Raw genomic sequence first — 11312 nt, forward strand, 5'->3', positions numbered from 1 at the left:
TGATGACCGAAGGCGCATCGCCGACCGCGAACTGGCCGCGCTAGCGCTGAAGCAGGCGAGCGGCGATAACGTTGAAGTCGATTTTCCTGCTGCGCGCCTACCGCACTACGCTTGCCAGGCTGGCGGTGAGCGAGCCGCTGGCAACCAGCAACATGCGCCTTGAGCGCCGTATCTCCGCCGTCTACAAAGACGTGCCCGGCGGCCAACTGCTCGGCCCTACCTACGATTACACCCACCGCCTGCTGGACTTTACGCTGCTGGCAAACGGCGAAGCGCCAACCCTGAAAACCGATGACGGCGAGCCGTCTGCCGCACCGCACGTCTTTAGCCTGCTGGCTAAGCAAGGGCTGGCGAAAGCGGAAGAGGATAACGGCGCGACGCCGGATGACATCACCCGCACGCCGCCGGTTTATCCCTGCTCACGTTCCTCACGCCTCCAGCAGTTGATGCGCGGCGACGAAGGCTATCTGCTGGCGCTGGCCTACTCCACCCAGCGCGGCTACGGGCGCAACCATCCGTTTGCCGGGGAAATTCGCAGCGGCCATATTGATGTCGAAATTGTGCCCGAAGAGCTGGGTTTTGCGGTGAACATCGGCGAACTGCTGATGACCGAATGCGAAATGGTTAACGGTTTCGTGGACCCGGCGGACGAACCGCCGCACTTCACCCGCGGCTATGGCCTGGTGTTCGGCATGAGCGAGCGCAAGGCGATGGCAATGGCGCTGGTCGACCGCGCGTTGCAGGCACCAGAGTATGACGAACACGCCGTCGGCCCGGCACAGGACGAAGAGTTTGTCCTCGCCCACGCCGATAACGTTGAAGCCGCCGGTTTCGTCTCGCACCTGAAACTCCCCCACTACGTCGATTTCCAGGCCGAACTGGAACTGTTGAAACGCCTGCAACGGGAGCAGAAAAATGGCTAATCTCAGCGGCTATAACTTCGCTTATCTTGATGAACAGACCAAGCGCATGATCCGCCGCGCCATCCTCAAAGCGGTGGCCATTCCCGGCTATCAGGTGCCGTTCGGCGGCCGCGAAATGCCGATGCCGTACGGCTGGGGCACCGGCGGCATTCAGCTCACCGCCAGCGTGATTGGCGAAGCGGACGTGCTGAAGGTGATTGACCAGGGCGCGGATGACACCACCAACGCCGTATCTATTCGCCAGTTCTTTCAGCGCGTGACCGGGGTGAACACCACCGAGCGCACCGAGGACGCCACCCTGATCCAAACGCGTCACCGGATCCCGGAAACGCCGCTGCTTGAGGATCAGATCCTGATCTTCCAGGTGCCGATCCCCGAGCCGCTGCGCTTTATCGAGCCCCGCGAAACTGAAACCCGCACCATGCACGCGCTGGAAGAGTACGGCGTGATGCAGGTGAAACTGTATGAGGATATCGCCCGCTTCGGCCATATCGCCACCACCTATGCCTACCCGGTGAAGGTGAATGGCCGCTACGTGATGGACCCGTCGCCGATCCCGAAATTCGATAACCCGAAGATGGACATGATGCCCGCGCTGCAGCTGTTCGGTGCCGGGCGCGAGAAGCGCATCTACGCCGTGCCGCCGTTTACCCGCGTTGAGAGCCTCGATTTTGACGACCATCCGTTCACCATCCAGAGCTGGGACGAGCCGTGCGCCATCTGCGGTTCGCAGCACAGCTATCTCGATGAAGTGGTGCTCGATGACAGCGGCAAACGAATGTTTGTCTGCTCCGACACCGATTTCTGCCGCCAACAGCGCGAGGCGAAAAACGCATGACGCAACCATTACTCTCCGTTGATCGCTTGACCCATCTCTACGCGCCGGGCAAGGGCTTCAGCAATGTTTCTTTTGACCTGTGGCCGGGCGAAGTGCTGGGCATCGTCGGTGAATCCGGCTCCGGTAAAACCACGCTGCTGAAATCCATTTCGGCGCGTCTGACGCCGCAAGAAGGGGATATTCGCTACGAGGACCGTTCGCTATACGCCATGACCGAAGCCGACCGTCGCCGTCTGCTGCGCACCGAATGGGGCGTGGTACATCAGCACCCGATGGACGGCCTGCGTCGCCAGGTGTCGGCGGGCGGCAATATCGGCGAACGGCTGATGGCGACCGGCGCGCGCCATTACGGCGATATCCGTGCTACCGCCAAGCGCTGGCTGATCGATGTGGAGATCCCGGCCTCGCGCATCGACGACCTACCGACCACCTTCTCCGGCGGGATGCAGCAGCGCTTACAGATTGCCCGCAACCTCGTCACCCACCCGAAGCTGGTGTTTATGGATGAGCCCACCGGCGGCCTGGACGTGTCGGTACAGGCGCGCCTGCTCGACCTGCTGCGCGGCCTGGTGGTGGAGCTGAACCTGGCGGTGGTGATTGTCACCCATGATTTGGGCGTCGCGCGTCTGCTCGCCGACCGTCTGCTGGTGATGAAGCAGGGTCAGGTGGTGGAAAGTGGGCTTACCGACCGGGTGCTCGACGATCCGCACCATCCGTATACCCAGCTGTTGGTGTCGTCGGTGTTGCAGAACTAATCCTCGGGCGGCGCTGCGCTTGGCCGGGCTCCCCATGCGAAGTAGCCCGGCCGAGCAACGCGACGCCGGGAAGGCTCAAATGCTTAAAGAGGCTAAAAATGAACGCGATCCGCGTCGAAAACGTCAGTAAAACCTTTGTTCTGCACCAGCAAAACGGTGTCCAGCTTCCGGTGCTGCGCGATGCCTCGCTCACCGTCAACGTCGGGGAGTGCGTGGTGCTGCACGGCCACTCCGGCAGCGGTAAATCCACCCTGCTGCGCTCGCTGTACGCCAACTATCTGCCGGACGAAGGCCATATTCATATTAAACACGGCGGCGAATGGGTCGATCTGGTGAGCGCCCCGGCGCGCAAAGTGGTGGAAGTGCGGAAGACCACCGTTGGCTGGGTCAGCCAGTTTCTGCGCGTGATCCCACGTATCTCCACGCTGGAAGTGGTGATGCAGCCGCTGCTCAACATTGGCGTACCGCGTGAAGTCTGCGCCGCGAAAGCCGCTCAGTTGCTGACACGCCTCAACGTGCCAGAGCGCCTGTGGCATCTCGCGCCGTCGACCTTCTCCGGCGGCGAACAGCAGCGCGTCAACATCGCCCGTGGCTTTATCGTCGACTACCCGATTTTGCTACTCGACGAACCCACCGCCTCGCTGGACGCCAAAAACAGCGCTGCCGTGGTCAGCCTGATTACCGAAGCCAAAGCCCGCGGCGCGGCCATCGTCGGCATTTTTCATGACGAAGCCGTCCGCAACCAGGTCGCCGACCGCCTCCACCCAATGGGTACACCTGCATGATTATCAATAACGTAAAGCTGGTTCTTGAGAACGACGTGGTTCATGGTTCCCTTGAGGTTCAGGACGGCGAAATTCGCGCCTTTGCCGAAAGCCAGAGCCGCCTGCCGGAAGCGATGGACGGCGAAGGCGGCTGGCTGCTGCCGGGGCTGATTGAGCTGCATACCGATAATCTGGATAAATTTTTCACCCCGCGCCCGAAGGTTGACTGGCCCGCCCACTCGGCGATGAGCAGCCACGATGCGCTGATGGTCGCCAGCGGCATCACCACCGTGCTGGACGCGGTCGCTATCGGCGATGTGCGCGACGGCGGCGACCGTCTGGAAAACCTTGAGAAGATGATCAATGCCGTTGAGGAGACACAAAAACGCGGCCTCAACCGCGCCGAGCACCGCCTGCATCTGCGCTGCGAACTGCCGCATCACACGACCCTGCCGCTCTTTGAAAAGCTGGTTGGCCGCGAGCCGGTCTCGCTGGTCTCCCTGATGGACCACTCGCCGGGGCAGCGCCAGTTCGCCAACCGCGAAAAGTACCGCGAATACTACCAGGGCAAATACTCGCTGACCGATGCGCAGATGCGTCAGTATGAAGAAGAGCAGCTTCAGCTTGCCGCACGCTGGTCGCAGCCGAACCGCGCCGCCATCGCCGGGATGTGCCGCGATCGCCATATCGCGCTGGCAAGCCACGACGATGCCACCCATGAACACGTAGTCGAATCGCATCAGTTGGGCAGCGTAATCGCCGAATTCCCCACCACCTTTGAAGCCGCGGAATCCTCACGCCGCCACGGCATGAACGTGCTGATGGGCGCGCCGAACATCGTGCGCGGCGGCTCGCACTCCGGCAACGTCGCCGCGCGTGAATTAGCCCAGCTCGGCCTGCTGGATATTCTCTCCTCTGATTACTACCCAGCCAGTCTGCTGGACGCCGCCTTCCGCGTGGCGGATGACGACAGCAATACCTTTAGCCTCCCTCAGGCCATCACGCTGGTGACGAAAAATCCGGCACGAGCGCTGAATCTGCACGACCGCGGGGTGATTGGTGAAGGGAAACGGGCCGACCTGGTGCTCGCGCACCGTAAAGGCGAGCACATTCATATCGACCACGTCTGGCGTCAGGGGAAAAGGGTGTTCTGATGAAAGGAAAACTGGTCTGGTTAATGGGGCCGTCCGGCTCCGGGAAAGACAGCCTGCTGGAAGTGCTTCGCCAGCAGGAGCTTTCGCAACTGTTAGTGGCTCACCGCTATATCACTCGCCCGGCCAACGCCGGGTGTGAAAACCATATCTCGCTGAGCGAACAGGAATTTTTCACCCGCGCCGGGCACAATCTGCTGGCATTAAGCTGGCACGCTAACGGCCTGTATTACGGTGTGGGCGTAGAGATTGACCTCTGGCTGCACGCCGGGTTTGACGTGGTGGTGAACGGTTCCCGCGCGCACATGGCGCAGGCCAAAGCCCGCTATGCCGATGCGCTGCTGCCGGTCTGTTTGCAGGTTTCACCAGAGATCCTTCGCCAGCGGCTGCACGCCCGCGGGCGGGAGAACGGCGTCGAAATTGCCGCCCGGCTGGAACGCGCCGCGCGCTATACGCCCTCGGAATGCCATACACTCAATAATGACGGCAGTCTGCTACAGTCGGTAGAGAAGCTCCTCACGCTGATGGGGAGAAAGGAGCCACGCTATGCTTGTCTGTGAACTACGCCATGCCACCTTCGAGGACATCGAGGACGTTTACGCGCTCATGTGCGAGCTGAAGCAGGCCGAATACGACAGAGACGCCTTTTACACCGGCTTCGCCGCCAATCTTCAGGATAGGAACCTGCACTATCAGCTGGCCGTGCTCGACGACGAGGTGGTGGGTATGGTGAGTTTGCATTTGCAGTTTCATCTGCATCACGCCAACTGGATTGGCGAGATTCAGGAACTGGTGGTGATGCCACAGGTGCGCAGCACCGGCATTGGCAGCCAGCTGCTGGCATGGGCGGAAGAGACCGCACGCGAAGCAGGCGCAGAGATGACCGAGCTTTCCACCAGCACGAAGCGCCTTCATGCCCATCGTTTTTACCAGCGTGAGGGCTATGCCCCAAGCCACGTTCGTTTCACCAAAGCGTTATGAGGATGCTGTATGAGTTTGAGCCTCACCCTCAGCGGTACCGGCGGCGCACAGGGCGTGCCCGCCTGGGGCTGCGACTGTCTGGCCTGTACGCGGGCCCGTCGCGCCCCGCAGTATCGGCGTAAACCCTGTAGCGGCGTGGTCCGCTTTAACGACGCCATCACCCTGATCGACGCCGGGCTGCACGATCTCACCGATCGCTGGCCCGCCGGATCTTTCCAGCAGTTTTTGCTCACCCACTACCATATGGATCACGTGCAGGGGCTGTTTCCGCTGCGTTGGGGCGTGGGCGACACCGTTCCGGTTTACGGCCCGCCGGATGAACAGGGCTGCGACGATCTGTTCAAACATCCCGGCCTGCTGGATTTCAGCCATACCGTGGAACCGTTCGTGGTCTTTGATTTGCAGGGATTACAAGTGACGCCCGTGCCGCTCGAGCACTCGAAGCTCACCTTTGGCTACCTGCTGGAAACGCCACACAGCCGCGTCGCCTGGCTCTCGGATACCGCCGGGCTGCCGAAGAAAACGCTGACCTTTTTAAGCAATAATCGCCCGCAGGTGATGGTGATTGACTGCAGCCACGCTCCGCGGGATCAAACGCCGCGCAACCATAGCGACCTGGCGACGATTCAGGTACTTAACGACGAGATCCGCTGCCCACGCGTTATCCTGACCCATATCAGCCACCAGTTTGATGAATGGATGATGACCCATCTGCTGCCATCCGGCATTGAGGCAGGCTACGACGGCATGGAAATCCGTCTGGATTAACGGTCGTAATCGTCGTCGAGACGCTGCTCGTCGTCCGATAGCTGACGGCGCTCCTGGTCTAACTGACGCTGGCGATCGTCAAGCTGGCGGCGGCGGTCATCAAGCTGCCGACGACGATCGTTATATTGCTGACTGCTCTGCGTGCTGCGGCGATCGTTATAGGATCGATCGTCGTCATCACGATTTCGGCTGGAACGATCGCTGCTGCCTGGGTTATAGGCATCGTTGATCGCCTGCTGAATGTTGCCGATGGCGTCATCAATAATGTCGGCGTGGGCGAGCTGGCTGGTCAGCGACAGCGCGCAGAAGAACACGGCGGTGAGGTAGCGTTTCATAGGGCCAGTCTCGTCAGGGGGCTGGCTGTAGGTTATGCAAGTATCTCCTACCGATGTAGCGGAGGAATCCCAATCCTGCCCGATAAAAATCGCGTGATAAATGTCACCCCGTTTTTCCCATCGACACGTCAAATATGACGACAGCCTGTTTTTCGTCAGCGTTTTGTCCAAAAATCAGCCGTATTATCAGGGAATGTCCACAATAAAAAAGTGGCATAAAAGATGCATACTGAGGGCGACAGCGCGTATGCGCGATTTGATTAACTGGAGCGAGACCGATGAAAAAAGTCGTCACGGTTTGCCCGTATTGCGCATCAGGTTGCAAAATCAACCTGGTGGTCGATAACGGAAAAATCGTCCGGGCAGAGGCGGCTCAGGGGAAAACCAACCAGGGTACCCTGTGTCTGAAAGGCTATTACGGCTGGGATTTCATTAACGATACCCAGATCCTGACGCCACGCCTGAAAACCCCAATGATCCGTCGCCAACGTGGCGGCAAGCTGGAATCCGTCTCCTGGGACGAAGCGCTGAATTACGTGGCTGACCGCCTGAGCGCTATCAAAGCGAAATACGGCCCGGATGCCATTCAGACTACCGGTTCCTCACGCGGAACGGGTAACGAAACAAACTACGTCATGCAGAAATTTGCGCGTGCGGCGATTGGTACTAACAACGTCGACTGCTGCGCACGCGTCTGACACGGCCCTTCGGTTGCAGGTCTGCACCAATCGGTCGGTAACGGCGCCATGAGCAATGCCATCAACGAAATTGATGACACTGACTTAGTGTTTATTTTCGGGTACAACCCGGCAGATTCCCACCCTATCGTGGCGAATCACGTGATTAACGCCAAACGTAAAGGGGCGAAAATCATCGTCTGCGATCCGCGCAAAATTGAAACCGCGCGTATTGCTGATATGCATATTGCATTGAGAAACGGCTCGAACATCGCGCTGCTCAATGCCATAGGTCATGTCATTATTGAAGAAGATCTGTACGACAAAGCGTTCGTCGCTACCCGTACCGACGGTTTTGAAGAGTATCGTAAGATTGTCGAAGGCTACACGCCGGAGTCCGTCGAAGATATTACCGGCGTCAGCGCACAGGAAATTCGTCAGTGTGCGCGTATGTATGCCGGTGCGAAAAGCGCGGCTATCCTGTGGGGCATGGGTGTCACCCAGTTCTATCAGGGCGTGGAAACCGTACGTTCACTGACCAGCCTCGCAATGCTGACCGGTAACCTCGGTAAGCCACACGTGGGCGTGAACCCGGTTCGCGGTCAGAACAACGTTCAGGGCGCCTGCGATATGGGCGCATTGCCGGATACCTATCCTGGCTATCAGTACGTGAGCAACCCGGCTAACCGCGAGAAATTCGCCAAAGCCTGGGGCGTGGAAAGCCTGCCAGCACATACCGGCTATCGCATCAGCGAGCTGCCGCACCGTGCCGCGCATGGCGAAGTTCGCGCCGCGTACATTATGGGTGAAGATCCATTACAGACCGATGCAGAGCTCTCTGCGGTCCGTAAAGGCTTTGAAGATCTGGAGCTGGTCATCGTCCAGGATATCTTCATGACCAAAACCGCTGCTGCCGCAGACGTCATTCTGCCGTCTACGTCATGGGGCGAGCATGAAGGGGTGTTCACGGCCGCAGACCGTGGTTTCCAGCGCTTCTTTAAAGCCGTTGAACCGAAGTGGGATCTGAAAACGGACTGGCAGATCATCAGCGAAATCGCCACCCGTATGGGCTACAAAATGCACTACAACAACACCCAGGAAATCTGGGATGAGTTGCGCGGCCTGTGCCCTGATTTCTACGGTGCCACCTATGAGAAAATGGGTGAGCTTGGCTACGTCATGTGGCCTTGCCGCGATGAGTCCGACGCTGACCAGGGGACGTCTTACCTCTTCAAAGAGAAGTTCGACACCCCGAACGGTATGGCGCAGTTCTTCACCTGCGACTGGGTAGCGCCAATCGACAAGCTCACCGACGAGTTCCCAATGGTACTGTCGACGGTGCGTGAAGTTGGCCACTACTCTTGCCGTTCAATGACCGGTAACTGTGCGGCGCTGGCAGCACTGGCGGATGAACCGGGCTATGCCCAGATCAACACCGCAGATGCCGCGCGTTTAGGCATTGAAGATGAAGCGCTGGTGTGGGTGAACTCCCGCAAAGGCCGCGTCATCACCCGTGCCGCGGTGAGCGATCGTCCAAACAAAGGCGCGATTTACATGACCTACCAGTGGTGGATTGGGGCATGTAATGAACTGGTAACCGAGAACCTAAGCCCGATTACCAAAACGCCTGAGTATAAATACTGCGCCGTAAACGTTGAGCCGATTGCCGACCAGCGTGCCGCAGAGCAGTATGTTATTGATGAGTATACGAAGCTGAAGGCCGGACTGCGTGAAAGCGCAATGGGCTAAGCGGACTCGTTTCAACGCCTCCATTCGGGGGCGTTTTTTTATCCTGCCAATCTCTTTATACTGCCCCCTTCCTCGACAACCTACATAATAAGATGAAACGAATTTTTGCATTGTTATGGTTATGCCTGACGGCGCTATCCGCACATGCCGATGAGCCGGGCAGTCAATACCTGGAAGCCGCCAAAGCGGGAGACGCACGGGCGCAATACTATCTGGCCGATACCTGGTTTAGCTCCGGCGACCTGAGTAAAGCCGAATTCTGGGCGCAAAAATCCGCCGATAGCGGCGATGCCGATGCCTGCGCGCTGCTGGCGCAGATTAAAATCACTAACCCGGTGAGCCTCGACTATACCGAAGCCAAAGCGCTGGCCGAGAAAGCCGCGAAAGCGGGAAGCCGGGCCGGTGAAGTTATCCTGGCGCGCATTCTTATCAACAGCCAGGCGGGCCAGACCGACTACCCGCGGGCGATTACGCTGCTCCAGCAAGCGTCGATGAACGCCGAGAGCGATTTCGCGGTAGACGCGCAAATGCTGCTGGGGTTGATTTATGCCAACGGCGTAGGCGTGAAGGAAGATGACGAGAAGGCGACGGACTACTTCAAAAACAGTTCCGCGCTCTCCCGCACCGGCTACGCCGAGTACTGGGCCGGGATGATGTTCCTGAGCGGCGAGAAAGGGTTTATCCCGCAGAACAAGCAGAAAGCATTGCAGTGGTTGAACCTGAGCTGTACGGAAGGGTTTGATACCGGGTGTGAAGAGTTTGATAAGGTGAGCGCGGAGTAGCTTTTTCCCATGGTCGCTGCGCTCGCCCGGGCTACGTCGCCCGGCCAAGCGAAGCGCCGCCGGGATCTGCACCTAAACCCAAAAAATAATGCCGGGCAAGCCCGGCATTATTGTTCTATTTATTGATCGGCAGTTTTATCAAACCTGCCCAGCACCTCGCGCTCATACGCCAGCGCTTTCTTGCGGTCAAACTTGTGTTCCCACTTAGCAATAACCAGCACCGCCAGCGCGTTACCCACCACGTTCAGCGCGGTACGCGCCATATCGAGGATACGGTCAACGCCGGCAATAAATGCCAGGCCTTCCAGCGGAATACCAACGCTGCCGAGCGTCGCCAGCAGTACCACGAACGATACGCCCGGCACGCCCGCGATCCCTTTTGAGGTCACCATCAACGTCAGCACCAGCACAATTTCCTGCCAGATAGAGAGGTCGATACCGTAAAGCTGCGCGATAAAGATAGCCGCGATGCTCTGGTACAGCGTTGAACCGTCGAGGTTAAATGAATAACCGGTCGGCACCACGAAGCTGGTGATAGACGCCGGAGCGCCATAGGCTTCCATCTTCTCAATAATACGCGGCAACACGCTCTCGGAGCTGGCGGTGGAGTACGCCAGAATCAGCTCGTCTTTCAGGATACGAATCAGGATCCAGATGCTCAGCCCGCAGATACGCGCCACGATGCCCAGCACCACCAGCGCGAAGAACAGAATCGCGAAGTGCACCAGCAGCACCAGCTTCGCCAGCGGCCACAGCGAAGCGAAGCCGAAGTTAGCGACCGTCACCGCGATCAGCGCAAACACACCAACCGGCGCGTAACGCATCACCATATGGGTGACTTTAAACATGGTTTCAGAGATAGAACGGAACACCGTAACCAGCGGTTCGCGGTGAGCAGCAGGCAGCGAGGAGAGCCCCAGACCAAACAGCACCGAGAAGAAGATAATCGGCAGCATGTCGCCTTTCGCCATCGACGCGATGATATTGGTTGGTACCAACGACAGAATAGTACCCATCAAGCCATGCGCGTGGCTTTGCACTTCCGCGGTGGTGCTCTGATATTTCGAAATGTCCACTGTCGCCAGCTGCGACATGTCGATCCCGGACCCTGGCTGGAAGACATTCGCCATGGTAATACCGATGATAATCGCTATCGTGGTGATCACTTCAAAATAAATGATGGTTTTTGCGCCAATACGCCCTAACTGTTTTGCATCGCCCACACCGGCTATTCCAACGACCAGCGTGGAAATAACGATCGGCACAACAATCATTTTAATCAGATGGATGAATATATCGCCAGCTGGAGATAACAGATTCATAACCAGCCAGTCGCGGCTATCGCTATGATAATGCAGGTAACTACCGAGAATAATACCTAACACGAGGGCAATGAGAATTTGCCACGCCAGGCTGATTCGTGTTTTCTTCATAACTGCAGACTTCCTCAATGAAAAATACCATGCCAAACAGGAATGGTATCCATTTGAAAGGGGGTGATTTGTGTTGCGTTTACTTTTAGAGGTTTTTAACGCGCATTATCAGTACCATCTGCACGGTGTCTCGCGCAAGCCTTTCAGAACAGGGCT

Annotated in this window: 11 protein-coding genes and 1 pseudogene; 10 read left to right on the forward strand and 2 right to left on the reverse strand. The window is 58.2% G+C overall.

Annotation, left to right across the window (positions count from 1 at the left end; all coding sequences use genetic code 11):
• The 8 genes and pseudogenes from GKAS_RS20145 to phnP form a co-directional block, all read left to right on the forward strand.
• Positions 1–923 (forward strand): annotated as a pseudogene (locus GKAS_RS20145) (carbon-phosphorus lyase complex subunit); the annotation flags it as partial.
• Positions 916–1761 (forward strand): alpha-D-ribose 1-methylphosphonate 5-phosphate C-P-lyase PhnJ, encoded by an 846-nt coding sequence (gene phnJ, locus GKAS_RS20150; RefSeq protein WP_035896835.1) that lies wholly within the window; start codon positions 916–918, stop codon positions 1759–1761. The pseudogene GKAS_RS20145 and the gene phnJ, both read left to right, overlap by 8 nt.
• On the forward strand, positions 1758–2516 hold the full coding sequence (gene phnK / locus GKAS_RS20155) for a phosphonate C-P lyase system protein PhnK (protein WP_035896836.1): 759 nt from the start codon (positions 1758–1760) through the stop codon (positions 2514–2516). Before phnJ ends, phnK begins: the two co-directional genes overlap by 4 nt.
• Before the next feature lie 98 nt (positions 2517–2614).
• A complete protein-coding gene (gene phnL / locus GKAS_RS20160) occupies positions 2615–3301 on the forward strand; it encodes a phosphonate C-P lyase system protein PhnL (RefSeq protein WP_035896837.1) in 687 nt (228 codons plus the stop codon).
• Entirely contained in the window at positions 3298–4434 is a 1137-nt protein-coding gene (phnM, locus tag GKAS_RS20165; RefSeq protein ID WP_035896838.1) for an alpha-D-ribose 1-methylphosphonate 5-triphosphate diphosphatase, read from the forward strand. Before phnL ends, phnM begins: the two co-directional genes overlap by 4 nt.
• Complete coding sequence (gene phnN, locus GKAS_RS20170; protein WP_035896841.1) at positions 4434–4991, forward strand: ribose 1,5-bisphosphokinase; 558 nt, start codon at positions 4434–4436, stop codon at positions 4989–4991. The genes phnM and phnN overlap by 1 nt, the downstream gene beginning before the upstream one ends.
• Positions 4978–5412: an aminoalkylphosphonate N-acetyltransferase gene (gene phnO, locus GKAS_RS20175; protein ID WP_035896843.1), complete on the forward strand. Its 435-nt coding sequence runs from the start codon at positions 4978–4980 to the stop codon at positions 5410–5412. The genes phnN and phnO overlap by 14 nt, the downstream gene beginning before the upstream one ends.
• 9 nt (positions 5413–5421) lie before the next feature.
• Positions 5422–6180, forward strand: a complete 759-nt coding sequence (gene phnP / locus GKAS_RS20180; RefSeq protein WP_035896845.1) for a phosphonate metabolism protein PhnP — start codon at positions 5422–5424, stop codon at positions 6178–6180.
• Here phnP and yjdP read toward each other — a convergent pair.
• Complete coding sequence (gene yjdP / locus GKAS_RS20185) at positions 6177–6515, reverse strand: DDRRRQL repeat protein YjdP (RefSeq protein ID WP_035896847.1); 339 nt, start codon at positions 6513–6515, stop codon at positions 6177–6179. The two genes, phnP and yjdP, sit on opposite strands and share 4 nt — an antisense overlap.
• Positions 6516–6793: 278 nt before the next feature.
• Between yjdP and fdhF the strand changes: the two genes are divergently transcribed.
• The gene (fdhF, locus tag GKAS_RS20195; RefSeq protein WP_081918588.1) at positions 6794–8941 is read left to right on the forward strand and encodes a formate dehydrogenase subunit alpha; all 2148 of its coding nucleotides are present in this window, start codon (positions 6794–6796) and stop codon (positions 8939–8941) included.
• A 92-nt stretch (positions 8942–9033) separates the two neighbouring features.
• A complete protein-coding gene (locus tag GKAS_RS20200; RefSeq protein WP_035896850.1) occupies positions 9034–9723 on the forward strand; it encodes a tetratricopeptide repeat protein in 690 nt (229 codons plus the stop codon).
• Between the two features lie 119 nt (positions 9724–9842).
• Here GKAS_RS20200 and gltP read toward each other — a convergent pair whose 3' ends face one another.
• The gene (gltP, locus tag GKAS_RS20205; protein ID WP_035896852.1) at positions 9843–11156 is read right to left on the reverse strand and encodes a glutamate/aspartate:proton symporter GltP; all 1314 of its coding nucleotides are present in this window, start codon (positions 11154–11156) and stop codon (positions 9843–9845) included.
• Positions 11157–11312: the final 156 nt, after the last annotated feature.

It is taken from the genome of Kluyvera ascorbata ATCC 33433, from assembly GCF_000735365.1.
In the GTDB taxonomy this organism is placed as follows: Bacteria; Pseudomonadota; Gammaproteobacteria; order Enterobacterales; family Enterobacteriaceae; genus Kluyvera; species Kluyvera ascorbata.

What these genes read in the sequence shown, in the direction of transcription:
- phnJ (WP_035896835.1), top strand. Translation starts at nt 916, where the DNA reads ATGGCTAATCTCAGCGGCTATAACTTCGCTTATCTTGATGAACAGACC.
- phnK (WP_035896836.1), top strand. Translation starts at nt 1,758, where the DNA reads ATGACGCAACCATTACTCTCCGTTGATCGCTTGACCCATCTCTACGCG.
- phnL (WP_035896837.1), top strand. Translation starts at nt 2,615, where the DNA reads ATGAACGCGATCCGCGTCGAAAACGTCAGTAAAACCTTTGTTCTGCAC.
- phnM (WP_035896838.1), top strand. Translation starts at nt 3,298, where the DNA reads ATGATTATCAATAACGTAAAGCTGGTTCTTGAGAACGACGTGGTTCAT.
- phnN (WP_035896841.1), top strand. Translation starts at nt 4,434, where the DNA reads ATGAAAGGAAAACTGGTCTGGTTAATGGGGCCGTCCGGCTCCGGGAAA.
- phnO (WP_035896843.1), top strand. Translation starts at nt 4,978, where the DNA reads ATGCTTGTCTGTGAACTACGCCATGCCACCTTCGAGGACATCGAGGAC.
- phnP (WP_035896845.1), top strand. Translation starts at nt 5,422, where the DNA reads ATGAGTTTGAGCCTCACCCTCAGCGGTACCGGCGGCGCACAGGGCGTG.
- yjdP (WP_035896847.1), bottom strand. Translation starts at nt 6,515, where the DNA reads ATGAAACGCTACCTCACCGCCGTGTTCTTCTGCGCGCTGTCGCTGACC.
- GKAS_RS20200 (WP_035896850.1), top strand. Translation starts at nt 9,034, where the DNA reads ATGAAACGAATTTTTGCATTGTTATGGTTATGCCTGACGGCGCTATCC.
- gltP (WP_035896852.1), bottom strand. Translation starts at nt 11,156, where the DNA reads ATGAAGAAAACACGAATCAGCCTGGCGTGGCAAATTCTCATTGCCCTC.